Here is a 17,125-nt window from a genome sequence, read left to right as displayed (position 1 = left end):
TCAGCGTCGTCGATCTGCACGCGCTGACGGTGGAGCACGATCCCGGCCGGGTACGCAGGCTCAGTAGGCAGGCGGCGACGCTGATGCTCGCATCGGGGATCGATCCCGAGCTGGCCACCGTCTTCGTACAGAGTCATGTGGACGAGCACGCCCGGCTCTCGTATCTGCTGGAGTGCGTCGCCACGGACGGCGAGATGCGCCGCATGATCCAGTACAAGGAGAAGTCCGTCCGTGAGCGGGCGAGCGGCGGAAGCGTGCGGCTGTCGCTGCTCACCTATCCCGCGCTCATGGCGGCGGACATCCTGGCGTACGGGGCGGATGAGGTGCCGGTCGGTGACGACCAGACGCAGCACGTCGAGCTCACGCGGGACCTGGCGGTGCGGTTCAACCAGCGGTACGGACACACGTTCGTCGTGCCGCGCGCCACTCCGCCCAAGGTGGCGGCGCGGGTCATGGACCTTCAGGACCCGACGTCGAAGATGGGCAAGTCCCATGAGGCGGGGGCCGGGATCATCTATCTGCTGGACGAACCCGAGGTCGTACGGAAGAAGGTCCTGCGGGCCGTCACCGACAGCGGCAGCGAGGTCGTGTACGACCGGGGGGCCCGGCCGGGGGTCTCGAATCTGCTGGAGATCCTCGCCGCTTGCCAAGGTGGGAACCCAGAAGCCTTGAGCGGTGTATACGAGTCGTACGGCGCACTGAAAACCGACACCGCCGATGCCGTGGTCGAGCTGCTCAGGCCCGTGCAGGAGCGGCACAAGGAACTGATGGCGGATCCCGCGTATGTAGAGGGGGTGTTGCGGCGGGGAGCTGAGCAGGCCAGGGCGATGGCCAAGCCGACGGTGGACGGTGCCTATCGGGCGATCGGGCTGCTGCCGCCGGTGAACGACGTGCGGTAGGCGCGGAGGAATCGGGGCGGACTGTCAGGGCAGGGCTTGGAGGGGGACGTGGGTCACATGGACCGTGTGCGAGCAAGGGCAAGCTGCGACGGGCCGCAGTCGCGAGCGCGGCCGAGGGGACGTGGGGGTATGTGCGCGCGGAGCACAGTGGAACACCGTGCCGGAGCCGATGAGCACCGAGGCGCCCGCGCCAAGATGGCGAGCACGGACATACCCCCACGGCCCCGCCCACACGACGCACCGAAGGCGACACCACCCACCGCGGCCGGACGAGAGGCGGCCTCGACTCACGACGGCCGGTCCCGAGGCAGCAGCCAACCCACGACGGAGGCCCGCGGCGGCCAACCCGCGGACGGTCGGCTCACGGACGGTCGGCTCACGAGCGGTCGGCTCACGGGCGGCCGGGCCCTGCGGCTGATTCGGGGGACGGAGAAAGCAGAGGCGGAGTTAGTTGTTGTTGCCGGAGGCCAGCTCGCGGCTGCGGTCGCGTGCGGCCTCCAGGGCGGCGATGAGCGCCGCGCGTACTCCGTGGTTCTCCAGTTCACGGATGGCGTTGATCGTCGTACCGGCAGGGGAGGTGACGTTCTCGCGGAGCTTCACCGGGTGTTCGCCGCTGTCGCGGAGCATGACGGACGCGCCGACCGCCGCCTGGACGATCAGGTCGTGCGCCTTGTCGCGGGGAAGGCCGAGCAGGATGCCCGCGTCGGTCATGGCCTCGACGAGGAAGTAGAAGTAGGCCGGCCCCGAGCCGGACAGCGCCGTGCAGGCGTCCTGCTGTGCCTCCGGCACCCGCAGCGTCTTGCCGACCGCACCGAAGATCGCCTCGGCGTGGGCGAGCGCGTCCGCGGTGGCGTGGCCGCCGGCGGAGATGACGGACATGCCCTCGTCGACGAGGACAGGCGTGTTCGGCATGACGCGGACGACCGGGGTGTTGTCGGCCAGGCGCTCTTCGATGAAGGCGGTGGTGATGCCCGCGGCGGCGCTGATGACGAGGCGGTCGGCGGTGACGTGCGGGGCGAGTTCGTCGAGCAGCTTCGCCATGTCCTGGGGCTTGCAGGCGAGGATGAGGGTGTCGGCCTGCTTGGCGGCGTCGGCGTTGCTGACGGGGGTGACGCCGTAGCGGGTGCGGAGTTCGTCGGCGCGTTCCTGGCGGCGGGTGGTGACGAGGAGGTCGGCGGGGGCCCAGCCGCCGCGGATCATGCCGCTGAGCAGGGCTTCACCGATCTTTCCGGTGCCGAGGACTGCGACTTTCTGGCTCGTGTTGCTGCTCATGAACGGGGGCCTCCGGGTTGCGTCGTCCGGGTGCCATCCTCCCACTGGGGTGCCGGGGGCGGCGGGGTTGTCCGGTGGGCGGACCCCCGTTCACGCCGTGCGGCGGCGCAGAGTGGCCGCGCCCAGGCACAGGACCAGCAGGGCACAGACGGCGACGATGAGGGCGTCGCGTACGAAGTCGCCGGTGATGTCGGGGTGGCGGAGGACTTCCCGCGACCAGCAGGTCAGGGCTCTCGGGGCTCTCAGGGCTCTCAGGGCTCCGAGACTTCAAGCCTTCCGCTTTTTGCGCGAAGGGTTTCCCGTCCGCCGGGACGCGCGCTTCGCGTACTGCTCGCGGGCCCTCTCGTACTCCTCGCGGTGGAGCTGTTCGCCCGGGGCCTCTGTCAGGGAGCGGAAGAAGTGGGCGAGGAGGACGCCGATGAAGCCGATGGTCAGCAGGCCGCGCATCGAGGCCTGGGACGCCGGGTCATGGCGCTTGGCGAAGCCCTCCCAGGTACGGCGGAAGGCGATCACGCTACAGATCGCGAACATCACGACGACGAGGAGGTTGACGAACGTACCGACGTCCGCGATGGACAGGCCTTCGTAGGCGAAGCGCAGTACGAAGCAGCCCGCGGCCGCCGCCAGGAGCGAGCCCACGGCGACAGCGGCGCGGCGGACGCCGTAGCCGCCGTCGTGGGCGAGCCACGTCGTCCCGAAGAAGCGGATGGGCTCGGGCTGCGGGCCGGGGGTGGTGGGTTCGTCGCTCACCGTTTGATTATCGCCCGCCGGGCGCCGTGCCCGACCGAACGACCGCCCGAGACGGCACGGGATGGACGGGACGGCACGGGACTGCGCGGGGACGGCGCGGGGACGGCGCGGGGACGGCGCGGGACGGCGCGGGGCGGCGCGCCCTATTCGTCCCCCTCCTTGTCCTCTCCTGCCATCCGGCAGCTAGTTTGGGCGGCGTAAGACGTAACGGGGGATCACGGGGAGGTCGGGACAGTGTCGCTCCGTGGAGGAGATCCGGAGGAGATCGGCGGCTATCCGCTGGAGGCGCGGCTCGGCTCGGGCGGCATGGGTACGGTCTTCCTGGCGCGTACGGCTTCGGGGCGCCCCGTGGCGATCAAACTGATCCACCAGCAGTTCGCGGACGACGACGAGTTCCGCATCCGCTTCCGGCAGGAGATCGCCGCCGCCCGCCGGGTCAGCGGCGCCTTCACCGCGGCCGTCATCGACGCCGATCCGGAAGCCTCGCATCCGTGGATGGCGACCACGTACATCGAGGGCCACACCCTCGCGCAGCGCATCGCCAAGCAGGGCCCGATCGGCGGCGCCGAGTTGCGCACCCTGTCCATCGGCCTCACCGAGGCGCTGCGTGACATCCACCGCGCGGGGGTCGTGCACCGGGACCTCAAGCCGTCCAACGTGGTCCTCTCCCCCGAGGGGCCGCGGGTCATCGACTTCGGCATCTCACGCGCGGCGGACCAGCAGACGCTGACGATGACGGGGCGGGTGATCGGCACGCCGCCGTTCATGTCGCCGGAACAGTTGCAGGCGCCGCGCGGCGTCGGGCCGCGCTCGGACGTGTTCTCGCTGGGCACGCTGCTGGTCTACGCGGCAACAGGGCAGGGCCCCTTCGACGCGGACAGCCCCTACATGACGGCGTATCAAGTCGTGCACGAGCCGCCGTCGCTGGGCTCGGTCCCGGCCGCGCTGCGGGCGGTGGTCGAGCCGTGCCTGGCGAAGGATCCGAAGGACCGGCCCTCGGCGGACGAGCTGCTCGTACGACTGCGGGACCTGCCCACGGATCTCGGTGGCGCGGCGGCCGGGAGCGGTGCGCGCTGCACGCGCGAGACGGCCACACAGCACCATCTGGCCGGGCAGGACACCCCACCGCCGAGCACCTCCGCGCCGCCGGATGCGTCCCCCGCGCCCCCTGAGTCACCCAAGTCCCCCGCGGCCCCCACCTCCCCTGAGTCCCCTGAGTCCCCCGCGGCCCTCACCTCCCCCACCTCCCCCACTGACATCTCGGCCCGCACCGACCTCTCGTCCCCCACCGACCTCTCGGCTCATGGCAAGCGCGAGGTCACCGACGACCACAACCGCCCTCGGCCCCGCCGCCGCCTCCGCAAGGTGCTCGCCGCCGCCGTCGCCGTCGCCGCGATCGGTGGCGGTGTCGCGCTGATGAACACCGATGTCTCCGGTGAGCCGGGCGGTACGGGTGGCTCCGGCAAGGGAGGTGACGGCGGCCGCACCGTCGCCGCCACCGGAGCACCCCTCCCGGACGGCTTCAAGCCGTGGCGCAAGACCGTGCCCGGCGGCCGCGCGGACATCCCGGACGAGTTGCGCTGCGAGGCGCGCGGCGACGCCCTGTTCTGTGGGGGCGGGGGCGTCGTCGCGACCCGCATCAGGGCCTCCGACGGTTCCCGGGTCTGGACGGAGAAAAGCCCTGGAGTTCCCGTCCAGGGCATGCACCTCGTGGGCGTCACTGACGACACGGTGCTCGGTTACCGCTTCGCGGCCGAGGACGCGCCGGGCGATCCGCAGACCGAAGTGGTGGCCATCGACGCGGACAAGGGCACGGAGCTGTGGTCCGTGCCGTCCGGCGCCCAGTCGACGGCCGTCACGGGACGTACGCAGGACGCCGTGGTGCTGAACTCCACCGTGGTGACGGTCGATGCGTCCAACTCGCGGTTCGAGGCCCGGCAGGCGCACACCGGGAAGGTCCTCTGGCGCCGGCCGTTCCCCGTGGGCGAGCAGTGCGCCCCCGTCCCGGCGGGGACGCGGCTGTACGCGATGTGCGCGCCGGACGCCGAGCTCGCCTCCGGCGCGGTACGCCACCCCGTCCTGCACGTCACCGACCTGGCCTCGGGCAGCCTGGGCCAGGCGATCCCTCTCAAGGGCCCCGCCCAGCCGGTCGGCACCGCCGGCGACAGCCTCGTACTCCTCCACCAGCGTCAGGAGGGCCCGGCGACGGTCGGCTACGACGAGGTCGTGCGGGTGGACCGGGCCTCGCACAACACCACGTACGCACGGCTGCCGAAGGTGTACGAGGGGACGCCCGGCATGGCCGACGGCACCGTCTTCCTCAGCGGGCGGACAGGCCTCGTCACGGCGTTCGACCCGGCGACCGGCAGGAAGAAGTGGGCCCGGCAGACGGACGTCGAGGGCGCCTCGGGGCCCGTCCTGGGCGATGACGGGGCGTTGTACTTCAGCTCGGCCAGCGGCCGGGTCGCCGTGCTCTCCTCGCACAAGGGCAAGCCTCTGTTGTCCACGGGGCCGCGGGCCGACGGCGTGGCGGGCGAGACGAACGCCGAGCCGCGCGTGGTCGTCGCGGGCCGCCTGGTGGTCGTGACGGCGGCCAAGAACACCGTGTTCGCGTTCGACGTGACGAAGCCGCCGAAGTCCGGCTGACGTGACGAAAGCCGCCGAAGTCCGGCTGAGAGGCCGGGCCCCGGCGGCGGGCTGAGCACCGGCCGCAGCATGGCCGGCGGTCGGGTGTGCTCAGCAGCGCGGCGCCACGTAGCCGTCGCTGCCCGTGCGGACGTACGTGTCCGAGACGTAGCGGCCGCTGCCGATCCGGTCCCACAGCTTCGAGGTGCCGGTCGGGCCGGTGACCGTCTCGCCCGGCTTCTGGCAGTGGATGGTGACGCGGGTACCGGCGCTCAGCCGGCCGACCTTGGCGTACGACGTGCCGGGCCCCGAGCGGACGTTGACGTCCGCGGCGATCGCGTACGTCCCGGCGGCCGCCGCCTCGACCCCCGTGGCCTCGGCGCTCTCTGGTGTGATGACGTTCTCGCTCATCGTGCTCCCCCGTAACCGGCGGCGCGGGCCGCCCTTGGCGTGTTCCTCACACCAAGGACGCGCCCGCGCCGCAAACGGTTTCTGGGGATTCTCCCGGGGTTCTCGCCGGTTCAGCCGAGCTTCGACACGTCCCGCACCGCGCCCTTGTCGGCGCTGGTCGCCATCGCCGCGTACGCGCGCAGCGCCGCCGAGACCTTGCGCTCGCGCGCCTTGGGTTCGTACACGCCGCCGAGGGCCTCGCGGCGGCGGTCCAGCTCCGCGTCATCGACGAGGAGTTCGATCGAGCGGCCCGGGATGTCGATGCGGATGCGGTCGCCGTCCTCGACCAGCGCGATCGTGCCGCCGGACGCCGCCTCGGGCGAGGCGTGCCCGATCGACAGGCCCGACGTGCCGCCGGAGAAGCGGCCGTCGGTGACCAGGGCGCAGACCTTGCCGAGGCCGCGGCCCTTCAGGAAGGACGTCGGGTAGAGCATCTCCTGCATGCCCGGGCCGCCCTTGGGGCCTTCGTAGCGGATGACGACCACGTCGCCTTCCTTGACGGCCTTGTTGAGGATCTTCTCGACGGCCTCTTCCTGCGAGTCGCAGACGACCGCGGGACCCTCGAAGGTCCAGATCGACTCGTCGACGCCCGCCGTCTTCACGACGCAGCCGTCCACGGCGATGTTGCCCTTGAGGACGCCGAGTCCGCCGTCCTTGGAGTAGGCGTGGGCGACGTCGCGGATGCAGCCGTTCGCGGCGTCCGTGTCGAGGGTGTCCCAGCGCTCGGACTGCGAGAAGGCCTCGGCGGAGCGCTTGCAGCCGGGCGCCGCGTGCCACAGCTCCACGGCCTCCTCGGAGGCGGCGCCGGAGCGGACGTCCCAGGTGTCCAGCCACTCCTTGATGGAGGGCGAGTGGACGGTGTGCACGTCCTCGTTGAGCAGGCCGCCGCGGTACAGCTCGCCGAGGAGGGCGGGGATGCCGCCGGCGCGGTGCACGTCCTCCATGTAGTACGTCGTGGTGGGCGCGGCGTTCGGGGCGACCTTGGCCAGGCAGGGGACGCGGCGCGAGACGGCGTCGATGTCGGTCAGGTCGTACTCCACCTCGGCCTCGCGGGCTGCGGCGAGCAGGTGCAGGATCGTGTTGGTCGAGCCGCCCATCGCGATGTCGAGCGCCATGGCGTTCTCGAACGCGGCGTGGGTGGCGATGCTGCGCGGCAGCACGGAGGCGTCGTCACCGTCGTAGTACCGCTTGGTGATGTCGACGACGGTCCGGCCCGCGCGCTCGTACAGCTCCTTACGGGCGGTGTGGGTGGCGAGGACCGAGCCGTTGCCCGGCAGGGAGAGGCCGATGGCCTCGGTCAGGCAGTTCATCGAGTTGGCGGTGAACATGCCGGAACAGGAGCCGCAGGTCGGACAGGCGTTCTCCTCGATACGGAGGATGTCCTCGTCCGAGATGCTTTCGTCGACGGCGTCGCTGATCGCGTTGACCAGGTCGAGCTTGCGGACCGTGCCGTCGACGAGGGTGGCCTGACCGGCCTCCATCGGGCCGCCGGAGACGAAGACCGTCGGGATGTTGAGGCGCAGGGCCGCCATCAGCATGCCGGGGGTGATCTTGTCGCAGTTGGAGATGCAGATCAGGGCGTCGGCGCAGTGGGCCTCGACCATGTACTCGACCGAGTCGGCGATCAGGTCGCGCGAGGGCAGGGAGTACAGCATGCCGCCGTGGCCCATCGCGATGCCGTCGTCCACGGCGATGGTGTTGAACTCGCGGGGGATGCCGCCCGCCTCGCGGATCGCGTCGGAGACGATGCGGCCGACCGGCTGGAGGTGGGTGTGGCCCGGCACGAACTCCGTGAAGGAGTTGGCCACGGCGATGATCGGCTTCCGCCCGATGTCGGCCCCGGGTACACCGGAGGCGCGCATAAGGGCGCGGGCGCCCGCCATGTTGCGGCCGTGGGTGACTGTGCGGGACCTGAGCTCGGGCATCGTCGCTCGCTCCTTCGTAAGAGATGGGGCTGCTGTCGAGCGTACGCCGCGGCTCCAGGATCTGGACAGTGTGTCCGGATGGCGGGACGGGTGTCTCGGCGGGCGAGCGGGGTCCGGTTGTACGTTCCCGGGCTCACGCCCTGACCGCGCGCCCGGGGCGCGTGGCCTGGCAGCTCACGCCCCCGTCGGCTGCCCCTGCACCACCGGCGCCACCCGCTGGGCGACGATGAGGCGGCGGAAGACCGCGGCGGCCGTGGCGTTGTTCATCGCGGAGCGCACGACGGCGAGCAGCGGGGCGCGCGTGGCGGGGTCTCCCACACGCCGAAGACGAAGCGGGTCAGGCGCTCGCCGACCCCGTCGAGCGGCCCCTCCTCGACGGCGGCGGGCGCTTCCAGCGCGGGCGCCAAGGCGAGGGTGACGGCTGCCTCGAAGACCTGCTCCTTCGTACCGAAGTAGTGGTGCACGAGCGCCGGGCCCACCCCGGCGGCCTTGGCGATGCCGCGCACGGACGTCTTCTCGTATCCGCGTTCGGAGAATGCGTCTCGCATCCCCGTTCGGAGAATGCGTCGCGGGCCGCCTGGAGGATGCGGTCGCGCGTGGCGGGCCCGGTCTCGGACTGCGTACGAGAGGGACGTCCCCGGCGGCGCGGGGCGGCGGGCCCCGACGGCGCGCCGGCGGAGGTCATGAGCGGGGCACCTTGACCGCCGACGCCAGATGCAGCCGCGTGAAGGCGAGCGCCTCGGCAAGGTCGGCCTCGCGTTCGGCACTGGACATCGCACGCCGCGTGTTGACCTCGATGACGACGTGCCCGTCGAAGCCGGTGGTCGCCAGGCGCTCCAGGAGCTCGGCGCACGGCTGGGTGCCGCGGCCGGGGACGAGGTGTTCGTCCTTGGCGGAGCCCTTGCCGTCGGCGAGGTGGACGTGACCGAGGCGGTCGCCCATGCGGCCGATCATGTCCATGGCGTCCGTGCGGGCCGTCGCGGTGTGCGAGAGGTCGACGGTGAAGTGGCGGTAGTCGTCCTTGGTGACGTCCCAGTCGGGGGCGTAGGCGAGCATCTCGCGGTCGCGGTAGCGCCAGGGGTACATGTTCTCGACGGCGAAGCGCACGTCGGTCTCGTCGGCCATGCGCCAGATCCCGTCGACGAAGTCGCGCGCGTAGTTCCGCTGCCAACGGAAGGGCGGGTGCACCACGACCGTGGACGCGTCGAGCTTCTCGGCGGCGGCCCTGGCGCGCTGGAGCTTGACCCACGGGTCGGTGGACCAGACGCGCTGCGTGATCAGCAGGCACGGGGCGTGAACGGCGAGGATCGGGATCTGGTGGTAGTCGCTCAGCCTGCGCAGGGCCTCGATGTCCTGGCTGACGGGGTCGGTCCAGACCATGACCTCGACGCCGTCGTAGCCGAGGCGCGCGGCGATCTCGAAGGCCGTCGCCGTCGACTCCGGATAGACCGAGGCCGTCGACAGGGCGACCTTCGCATCCGGGATGCGCACCACTGGTTCTGCCACGAAGGACAGCGTACGGGCCGCGCCCGCACGCCGGGCAGGTGGCCTCATCTCACCAGGCCCCGGGGCCCGCTCACGGAGTCGGCGGCAGGTGGTCGAGCCGCCGCAGGATCACGCCCTCACGCAGCGCCCACGGGCAGATCTCCACGGTCTCGACCCCGAAGAGGTCCATCGCGCCCTCCGCGACGAGCGCCCCGGCGAGCAGCTGCCCGGCCCGCCCGTCGGAGACACCGGGCAGCTCCGCGCGCTCCTGCGTGGTCATCGCGGCGAGCTGCGGCACCCAGTCCTCCAGGGACTTCCGCTTCAGTTCGCGCTGTACGTAGAGACCGTCGGCCGAGCGCGCGGCACCCGCGAGGCGGGCGAGCTGCTTGAACGTCTTCGACGTGGCCACGATGTGGTCGGGGGCGCCGAAGCGGGCAAACTCCCCGACGGTCCGGGCGATCTGGGCGCGCACGTGCCGCCGCAGCGCCTTCACGTCGGAGGGATCCGGCGGATCCGTCGGCAGCCAGGCCGCGGTGAGCCTGCCGGCGCCGAGCGGCAGGCTGACCGCGCAGTCCGGCTCCTCGTTCATGCCGTACGCGATCTCCAGCGAGCCGCCGCCGATGTCCAGGAGGAACAGCTTGCCCGCGGACCAGCCGAACCAGCGCCGGGCGGCAAGGAACGTGAGCTTGGCCTCCTCCTCGCCGGAGAGCACCTGGAGGTCGACGCCGGTCTCCTCTCTGACCCGGGCCAGGACGTCGTCGGCGTTGGTCGCCTCGCGCACCGCGGAGGTGGCGAAGGGCAGCACTTCCTCCACGCCCTTGTCCTCGGCGGCCTCCATGGCCGCGCGTACGGTGGCGACCAGGCGGTCGACGCCGTCGGGGCCGATCGCCCCTACGGGGTCGAGGAGTTGGGCCAGGCGCAGGTCGGCCTTGTGCGAGTGCGCGGGCAGGGGGCGCGCGCCGGGATGGGCGTCGACCACGAGCAGATGCACCGTGTTCGACCCCACGTCGAGGACACCGAGTCTCATGTACGGAACGCTACGCCGCGTGGGCCTCCCGGCTGGCCCCGGGCGGCTCACCGCACGCATACCCTGGAGTTGTGCCAAAGACGAAAAAGACGAAGGCCGACAAATCGAAGTCGGGGAAGTCGTCGCCCAAGCCGCCCGGGCCCCAGGAGCCGACGAAGCAAGGGGAGCTGGAGAAGGTGGGAAGTCAGGGCAAGGAGAAAACGACGGACAAGTCGGGTAAGCCGAACAAGTCAGGCAAGGCCGACAAGTCAGGGCGAGCCGTGAAGCCCGAGAACACCGTGAAGGCCGGGCGGCCCGAGAAGGCCGAGGAGATCGGGAAGTCCGGCAAGCCGGCGAGGACCGGCCGGGGCGAACCGGACGAGAAGGGCCTGGACTTCGCCCGGGCCTGGGTGGAGTTCCCCGACCCCGCGGACGACGAGCAGATCTTCCGCTGCGACCTGACCTGGCTGACCTCCCGCTGGAACTGCATCTTCGGCAGCGGCTGCCAGGGCATCCAGGCGGGCCGCGCCGACGACGGCTGCTGCACGCTGGGCGCGCACTTCTCGGACGAGGACGACGAGAAGCGCGTGGCCGCGTACGTGGAGCGGCTCACGCCCGACATCTGGCAGCACCACGACGTGGGCCGGGAGACCGGCTGGGTCGCCACGGACGAGGACGGCGACCGCCAGACCCGTCCGTACAACGGCTCGTGCATCTTCCAGAACCGCCCCGGCTTCGCGGGCGGCGCGGGCTGCTCGCTGCACATCCTGGCGCTCCGGGAGGGCCGCGAGCCCCTGGAGACGAAGCCGGACGTCTGCTGGCAGCTGCCGGTGCGCAGGACGTACGAGTGGATCGACCGGCCCGATGACACACGTGTCCTACAGGTGTCGATCGGTGAGTACGACCGGCGCGGCTGGGGCCCCGGCGGCCACGACCTGCACTGGTGGTGCACGTCGGCGACCTCGGCGCACGGCGCGGGTGACCCGGTGTACGTCTCCTACCGCCCCGAGCTGATCGAAATGATGGGCAAGGAGGGCTACGACCGCCTGGTGGAGCTGTGCGAGGAGCGCCTCGCCTCGCAACTCCCGCTTCTGGCACCGCACCCGGCGGATCCGGCCCGGACCCGGTAGGCGCCGTGAGGGGCGCGGAGGGGCTCACCGCTGGCCGGCCTCACCCCTGGCTGGGCGTGCCCCCGCCCTCACCCGGCGGTGGCGACGAGTCCCCCGGCCCCGGGTCCGACGGCGTGGGCTCCGGGTCCGTGGGCGTCGGCGTGGGATCGGGGTCGGTGGGCCCGGGGTCCGAGGGGCCCGGATCCGACGGGCCCGGGTCCGAGGGGCCGGGATCCGAGGGGCCCGGGTCGGAAGGCCGGGGGTCGGTGGGCCGCGGCCCCGGTCCCGGCGGCGTCGGCGGCCGCCCGCCCCCGTACCCGTCGATCGAGATGACCGCGCCCGAGGGGGCGATGGCCACCCGTGCGCGCCAGGGGCCGGACGGCTCGCGGTTGCGGTCGACGTAGACCTGGATGGTGACGGACTCCCCCGGCGCGAGCGTGCCCGACGAGCGGCTGAGGTAGAGCCAGGACGCCTGCTCGCTCGCCGACCAGCGGACCGGTGAGCCGCCGGACGCCGTGAGCGTGATGAGCGTCGTGTCGCCGCTCGGCTGCGCGTCGACGGTCAGGCGCCCGGGGCCCGTGCTCGCACCGGACGAGGACCCGCCGCTGACGACCTCCACGGAGACGTCGTGCGAACGGCCGCCCGCGCCGAAGCCGGGCCCGTCCTTCTTGCGGGCGTTTCCCGCGTTCTCGTAGTCCCGTACGTCGTCGCTGCCGAGGCCGCCCGGGCCCTCGCCGTCGCTCGCGGTGACCGCGCCGCCGTCGTGGCCCTCTCCGGTGAGCGGCGCTCCCCGGTAAGCGGCCCAGAGGGCGAGCACCGGGGCGGCCACCACGGTGGCGACGACGGTCGTCGTGACGGCACGCGCGCGCAGGCGGTCGCGGCGCGCGGCGTTGTCCTTGGGGTCGATCGGGAAACCGCGCCGGTTGTAGCGGGGGTGGGCGCCCCGCGCGCGCGGGAGGCGCGCCATGGCCTGGGCCAGAGCGTCCCGCGGGGCCTCGATGACGGGGAGGGTGGCCGGGCTGATGGCCGTGCCGGGCCAGGCGCCCGCCCCGGCGCGCTCGGCGGTGCGGCGGCAGCGCGGGCAGTCGTCGACGTGCCGGACGAGCTCGCGGCGCAGGGCCGTGCCGAGCAGCACCTGATTGTCGCCGGTGAGACGGGCGACGATGGGGCAGCTGCCGGTCTCCACGACGGTGAGCGCGGCGCGGGTGCGCTCCACCTCGCAGGCGGCGGAGGCGAGCAGGCCGCGGGCCTTGGCGAGGTCCATGCCGAGGACGGCGGCGATCTCGGCGGGCGTGAGCTGGTGGCGCACGGCCAGTTCCAGGGCCTCCCGCTGCTCGGGGGTCGTCCCGGCGGCTTCCGGCCAGGCCAGCTGCGCCAGTTCACGGTGGCGCCGCTGCTCGGTCTCCTCCGTGGCGTGCGGGGCGGGTCTCGCGGCGCCCGCGGTCGTCTCCGCGGCGTGCGGGGCGGGTCTCGCGGGGCGCGGGGCGGACTTCTCGGCGTCCGGGGCGGACTTCGCGGCGCGGGTGGTGCCCGTGCCGCGGGCGGCGTGCGCGCCCTGGCGGTCGCGCTTGGCCTCGGCCAGACGGCGCAAGCAGACCCAGCGCGCGAGGGCGTAGAGCCAGGCCCGCAGCTCACGCTCGGCTTCGGGGCCGCGCGAGCCCCGCCGCTCGGCGAGGTGGAGCACGTCTCCCAGCGCCGCGGTCGCCGCGTCGTGATCGCACAGGACGGACAGGCAGTACGTGAACAGCCCGTTCAGGCACGGTTCGTAGCGCGCGGGCGGGGTCGTCCGGGGCGCCGGGCGGGGCGCCGCACGCTTGCGCGCGTCACGGTGCGCCCGGTGTGCGCCGGTTGCGTTCGCGGGAGTTTCCGGCCTGCTGCTCATCACCCGTGCGAAGTTAGGCGGATGATGCAGGCCGCTTCCTCCCCCTCGCACACATTTAATCCTTACGGGTGAACAGATCCCTCGAAAGGGGACAGGAACCCACCATTCCGCAGTCTTGACTTGCGCGCGGAACCCGCTGCCGTGGAACCCGCTGTTGTGGCGCCCGTTGTCGGGGAACCCGCTGTCGCGGAACCCGTTGTCAGTGGCCTCGGCTACGGTTCCGAGCATGGCTGCCCGTACGAAGACCTCCAAGGACAGGCCGTCCTACCGCTGCACCGAGTGCGGCTGGCAGACGGCCAAGTGGCTCGGCCGCTGCCCAGAGTGCCAGGCCTGGGGCACGGTCGAGGAGTACGGCGCGCCCGCGGTCCGCACCACCGCCCCCGGCCGCGTCACCTCCTCCGCCGTCCCGATCGGCGAGGTCGACGGCCGTCAGGCCACCGCGCGCTCCACCGGCGTGCCCGAGCTGGACCGGGTCCTCGGCGGCGGCCTGGTCCCCGGCGCCGTGGTGCTGCTCGCGGGCGAGCCGGGCGTCGGCAAGTCCACGCTGCTCCTGGACGTCTCGGCGAAGGCGGCCAGCGAGGAGCACCGCACCCTCTATGTGACCGGTGAGGAGTCCGCGAGCCAGGTCCGGCTGCGCGCCGACCGCATCGGCGCCATCGACGACCATCTCTACCTGGCCGCGGAGACCGATCTCTCCGCCGTCCTCGGCCACTTGGACGCGGTCAAGCCCTCGCTCCTGGTCCTGGACTCGGTGCAGACGGTCGCCTCGCCCGAGATCGACGGCGCGCCCGGCGGCATGGCGCAGGTCCGCGAGGTCGCGGGCGCCCTGATCCGCGCCTCCAAGGAGCGCGGCATGTCCACCCTCCTGGTGGGCCACGTCACCAAGGACGGCGCGATCGCGGGCCCCCGCCTCCTGGAGCACCTGGTAGACGTGGTCCTCCAGTTCGAGGGCGACCGGCACGCGCGCCTGCGCCTGGTCCGCGGCGTCAAGAACCGGTACGGCACCACGGACGAGGTCGGCTGCTTCGAGCTGCACGACGAGGGCATCACCGGCCTCGCCGACCCCAGCGGCCTCTTCCTGACCCGCCGTGCCGAGCCCGTCCCCGGCACCTGCCTGACCGTCACCCTGGAGGGCCGCCGCCCCCTGGTCGCCGAGGTCCAGGCGCTCACGGTCGACTCGCAGATCCCGAGCCCCCGGCGCACCACCTCCGGCCTGGAGACCTCCCGCGTCTCGATGATGCTGGCCGTCCTGGAGCAGCGCGGCCGGATCACGGCCCTCGGCAAGCGGGACATCTACAGCGCGACGGTCGGCGGCGTGAAGCTCTCCGAGCCCGCCGCGGACCTCGCCGTCGCGCTCGCCCTCGCCAGCGCGGCGAGCGACACCCCGCTGCCGAAGAATCTCGTCGCGATCGGGGAAGTGGGCCTGGCCGGCGAGGTCAGACGGGTCACTGGCGTCCAGCGCAGGCTGGCCGAGGCCCACCGGCTCGGCTTCACGCACGCCCTCGTACCGACCGATCCCGGCCGGATCCCCGCCGGTATGAAGGTCATCGAAGTCGCCGACATGGGGGACGCCCTGCGTGTCCTTCCACGATCCCGTCGCCGAGAGGCCCCACGGGAGGAGGAAGCGCGCCGGTAGACTTTGCCCTGGTCTCGCCCATCCGTACGAAGTCAGACGTACGCAAGAGGCTTGGACAACCTGCGACCGAGGGAGTGCAGTGGCAGCCAACGACCGGGCAGCGAACCCCGGCAAGTCCGGCGGAAGCTCGGCCGCCGATGTGCTGATGCGCGCCTCCCTGAGCGCCGTCGCGCCCGGCACGGCCCTGCGCGACGGGCTCGAACGCATCCTGCGCGGCAACACCGGCGGCCTCATCGTCCTCGGCTGGGACAAGACCGTCGAGTCGATGTGCACGGGCGGCTTCATCCTGGACGTCGAGTTCACGGCGACGCGCCTGCGCGAGCTGTGCAAGCTCGACGGCGGCATCGTCCTCGACAAGGACATCACCAAGATCCTGCGCGCCGGCGTGCAGCTGGTGCCGGACCCGAAGATCCCCACGGAGGAGACGGGCACCCGTCACCGCACGGCGGACCGCGTCTCCAAGCAGGTCGGTTTCCCGGTGGTCTCCGTCTCCCAGTCCATGCGCCTGATCGCGCTGTACGTGGACGGGCAGCGCCGCGTCCTGGAGGACTCGGCGGCGATCCTCTCCCGCGCCAACCAGGCCCTCGCGACCCTGGAGCGGTACAAGCTCCGCCTCGACGAGGTCGCGGGCACGCTCTCCGCCCTGGAGATCGAGGACCTGGTGACGGTGCGGGACGTCACGGCGGTCGCCCAGCGCCTGGAGATGGTGCGCCGCATCGCCACGGAGATCGCCGAGTACGTGGTGGAGCTGGGCACGGACGGCCGGCTTCTCGCCCTCCAGCTGGACGAGTTGATCGCGGGCGTCGAGCCCGAGCGGGAGCTGGTCGTCAGGGACTACGTGCCCGAGCCGACGGCCAAGCGCTCCCGCACGGTCGACGAGGCGCTGTCCGAGCTGGACGCCCTCACCCACGCGGAGCTGCTCGAACTCTCCACCGTGGCGAGGGCCTTGGGCTACACCGGCTCTCCGGAGGCCCTGGACTCCGCCGTGTCGCCGCGCGGCTTCCGCCTCCTGGCCAAGGTGCCCCGGCTCCCCGGCGCCATCATCGACCGCCTCGTCGAGCACTTCGGTGGCCTGCAGAAGCTGCTCGCCGCCAGCGTGGACGACCTCCAGACGGTGGACGGCGTGGGCGAGGCCCGCGCCCGCAGCGTCCGCGAGGGCCTCTCACGCCTCGCGGAGTCGTCGATCCTGGAGCGGTACGTCTAGTAGACCGACCCTGGAGCGGTGCCCCGCGGCAGCGCGGGGACCGTCAGTCCTTCTCCAGGACGAACGACGCCCGGGCGGTCCCGAGGCCAGGGGCCTTCGCCTCGACGAGGTAGGTGTCCGCGGGCGCCGAACGCGGCGCGGGCGTCGCGCACCGCGGGGCGCTGGCGTGCCGGTCCCACTGCACGGTGTGCGTGATGCGCCCCTCGGCCGGCACGCGCAGCAGCAGGCTGCCGCTTCCGGCGGGGCAGTCGTCGGAGGACCAGAACGCGTCGTCACCGTCGGCCTGAGTGATCGTCACGACCGTTGCCCTGCCGCCCAGATCGACCTTGCAGGCCTTGCCGCCGCTGTTCTCGGCGATCAGCTCGAACTTCGGCTTCTCGTCGATCCCGTACTCGTTCTGGACGCTGCGGACCTTCAACTTCACCGTGCTGCCGGTGCAGTTGGGCAGTTTCGTCCCGGCCGGGAGCCGGTCGGCCGAGCCGCCCCCGCCCTTGGCGTCGTCCGAACCGCCGGAGCCCCCGGAGCCCGAACCTCCGGAGCCACCCGAGCCAGAACCGGAACCAGAACCTGACCCGGACCCGGAACCAGAACCGGATCCGGAACCGGAGTCCGAGCCTTCACTCGACTCGTCCCGCCCGCCCGGGTGTTGGCTGACCGCGGGCCCCGAGCTGGAGGGCCCCGGAGTGATCGACGTGGCGGGGCCGTTGCCGCTCGGCCCGTCGGCGCCGTTGCGTTCGCCGTCGCCCCCGGAGGTGGCGACCCAGACGGCGAGCAGCACCAGCAGGCCCAACACGGACAGCAGGACGGCCCTCCGACGCCAGTAGATGGTGGAGGGAAGCGGCCCGACAGGATTGCGCAGAGATCCCACGCCCAAACCTTACG

Annotated in this window: 13 protein-coding genes and 2 pseudogenes (1 of these 15 cut by a window edge); 5 read left to right on the top strand and 10 right to left on the bottom strand. The window is 72.4% G+C overall.

What is annotated here, in order from left to right; translation table 11 throughout:
* Positions 1–899, top strand: the 3' portion of a protein-coding gene (trpS, locus tag ACOBQB_RS31060) for a tryptophan--tRNA ligase (protein WP_423596384.1). Its footprint begins 112 nt before the window's first position; only the last 899 of its 1,011 coding nucleotides appear in the window; its start codon lies beyond the left edge, outside the window; its stop codon occupies positions 897–899.
* Between the two features lie 447 nt (positions 900–1,346).
* Here trpS and proC read toward each other — a convergent pair whose 3' ends face one another.
* The 3 genes and pseudogenes from proC to ACOBQB_RS31045 all read right to left on the bottom strand — a co-directional run bounded on the left by proC (position 1,347) and on the right by ACOBQB_RS31045 (position 2,921).
* Positions 1,347–2,171 (bottom strand): pyrroline-5-carboxylate reductase, encoded by an 825-nt coding sequence (proC, locus tag ACOBQB_RS31055; protein WP_423596382.1) that lies wholly within the window; start codon positions 2,169–2,171, stop codon positions 1,347–1,349.
* A gap of 90 nt (positions 2,172–2,261) precedes the next feature.
* Positions 2,262–2,381: pseudogene (locus ACOBQB_RS31050) on the bottom strand (ABC transporter permease); the annotation flags it as partial.
* A gap of 57 nt (positions 2,382–2,438) precedes the next feature.
* Positions 2,439–2,921: an EamA/RhaT family transporter gene (locus ACOBQB_RS31045; RefSeq protein WP_423596380.1), complete on the bottom strand. Its 483-nt coding sequence runs from the start codon at positions 2,919–2,921 to the stop codon at positions 2,439–2,441.
* Positions 2,922–3,155: 234 nt separating this feature from the next.
* On the opposite strand from ACOBQB_RS31045, the gene ACOBQB_RS31040 reads away from it, so the two are divergent.
* The gene (locus tag ACOBQB_RS31040; RefSeq protein ID WP_423596378.1) at positions 3,156–5,567 is read left to right on the top strand and encodes a protein kinase domain-containing protein; all 2,412 of its coding nucleotides are present in this window, start codon (positions 3,156–3,158) and stop codon (positions 5,565–5,567) included.
* A 90-nt stretch (positions 5,568–5,657) separates the two neighbouring features.
* Here the strand turns inward: ACOBQB_RS31040 and ACOBQB_RS31035 are convergent, their stop codons facing one another.
* The 5 genes and pseudogenes from ACOBQB_RS31035 to ACOBQB_RS31015 all read right to left on the bottom strand — a co-directional run bounded on the left by ACOBQB_RS31035 (position 5,658) and on the right by ACOBQB_RS31015 (position 10,433).
* The gene (locus tag ACOBQB_RS31035; protein WP_423596376.1) at positions 5,658–5,957 is read right to left on the bottom strand and encodes an SH3 domain-containing protein; all 300 of its coding nucleotides are present in this window, start codon (positions 5,955–5,957) and stop codon (positions 5,658–5,660) included.
* Positions 5,958–6,067: 110 nt separating this feature from the next.
* Positions 6,068–7,921, bottom strand: a complete 1,854-nt coding sequence (ilvD, locus tag ACOBQB_RS31030) for a dihydroxy-acid dehydratase (protein ID WP_423596374.1) — start codon at positions 7,919–7,921, stop codon at positions 6,068–6,070.
* A gap of 216 nt (positions 7,922–8,137) precedes the next feature.
* A pseudogene (locus ACOBQB_RS31025) lies at positions 8,138–8,606 on the bottom strand (TetR/AcrR family transcriptional regulator); the annotation flags it as partial.
* Positions 8,603–9,427 carry a sugar phosphate isomerase/epimerase family protein gene (locus ACOBQB_RS31020; RefSeq protein ID WP_423596372.1) on the bottom strand — a complete coding sequence of 275 codons (825 nt, stop codon included), beginning with the start codon at positions 9,425–9,427 and terminating at the stop codon, positions 8,603–8,605. The gene ACOBQB_RS31020 and the pseudogene ACOBQB_RS31025, both read right to left, overlap by 4 nt.
* Positions 9,428–9,497: 70 nt before the next feature.
* A complete protein-coding gene (locus ACOBQB_RS31015) occupies positions 9,498–10,433 on the bottom strand; it encodes a Ppx/GppA family phosphatase (RefSeq protein ID WP_423596370.1) in 936 nt (311 codons plus the stop codon).
* Positions 10,434–10,744: 311 nt separating this feature from the next.
* Between ACOBQB_RS31015 and ACOBQB_RS31010 the strand changes: the two genes are divergently transcribed.
* On the top strand, positions 10,745–11,542 hold the full coding sequence (locus tag ACOBQB_RS31010) for a hypothetical protein (protein ID WP_423598878.1): 798 nt from the start codon (positions 10,745–10,747) through the stop codon (positions 11,540–11,542).
* A gap of 40 nt (positions 11,543–11,582) precedes the next feature.
* Here ACOBQB_RS31010 and ACOBQB_RS31005 read toward each other — a convergent pair whose 3' ends face one another.
* A complete protein-coding gene (locus tag ACOBQB_RS31005) occupies positions 11,583–13,403 on the bottom strand; it encodes a BACON domain-containing protein (protein WP_423596368.1) in 1,821 nt (606 codons plus the stop codon).
* A 226-nt stretch (positions 13,404–13,629) separates the two neighbouring features.
* On the opposite strand from ACOBQB_RS31005, the gene radA reads away from it, so the two are divergent.
* Together radA and disA are read left to right on the top strand one after the other, a co-directional pair.
* On the top strand, positions 13,630–15,039 hold the full coding sequence (gene radA / locus ACOBQB_RS31000) for a DNA repair protein RadA (protein WP_423596366.1): 1,410 nt from the start codon (positions 13,630–13,632) through the stop codon (positions 15,037–15,039).
* Positions 15,040–15,118: 79 nt separating this feature from the next.
* Entirely contained in the window at positions 15,119–16,243 is a 1,125-nt protein-coding gene (gene disA, locus ACOBQB_RS30995; protein WP_423596364.1) for a DNA integrity scanning diadenylate cyclase DisA, read from the top strand.
* A gap of 43 nt (positions 16,244–16,286) precedes the next feature.
* On the opposite strand, the gene ACOBQB_RS30990 is transcribed toward disA, so the two are convergent.
* A complete protein-coding gene (locus ACOBQB_RS30990) occupies positions 16,287–17,111 on the bottom strand; it encodes a hypothetical protein (RefSeq protein ID WP_423596362.1) in 825 nt (274 codons plus the stop codon).
* Between the last annotated feature and the right edge of the window lie 14 nt (positions 17,112–17,125).

This window comes from Streptomyces sp. G5(2025) (assembly GCF_049542075.1).
Classification (GTDB): domain Bacteria; phylum Actinomycetota; class Actinomycetes; order Streptomycetales; family Streptomycetaceae; genus Streptomyces.
This window is presented reverse-complemented; position numbering and strand designations above follow the sequence as displayed.

What these genes read in the sequence shown, in the direction of transcription:
- ACOBQB_RS31015 (WP_423596370.1), bottom strand. Translation starts at nt 10,433, where the DNA reads ATGAGACTCGGTGTCCTCGACGTGGGGTCGAACACGGTGCATCTGCTC.
- radA (WP_423596366.1), top strand. Translation starts at nt 13,630, where the DNA reads ATGGCTGCCCGTACGAAGACCTCCAAGGACAGGCCGTCCTACCGCTGC.
- ACOBQB_RS31005 (WP_423596368.1), bottom strand. Translation starts at nt 13,403, where the DNA reads ATGAGCAGCAGGCCGGAAACTCCCGCGAACGCAACCGGCGCACACCGG.
- ACOBQB_RS31035 (WP_423596376.1), bottom strand. Translation starts at nt 5,957, where the DNA reads ATGAGCGAGAACGTCATCACACCAGAGAGCGCCGAGGCCACGGGGGTC.
- proC (WP_423596382.1), bottom strand. Translation starts at nt 2,171, where the DNA reads ATGAGCAGCAACACGAGCCAGAAAGTCGCAGTCCTCGGCACCGGAAAG.
- ilvD (WP_423596374.1), bottom strand. Translation starts at nt 7,921, where the DNA reads ATGCCCGAGCTCAGGTCCCGCACAGTCACCCACGGCCGCAACATGGCG.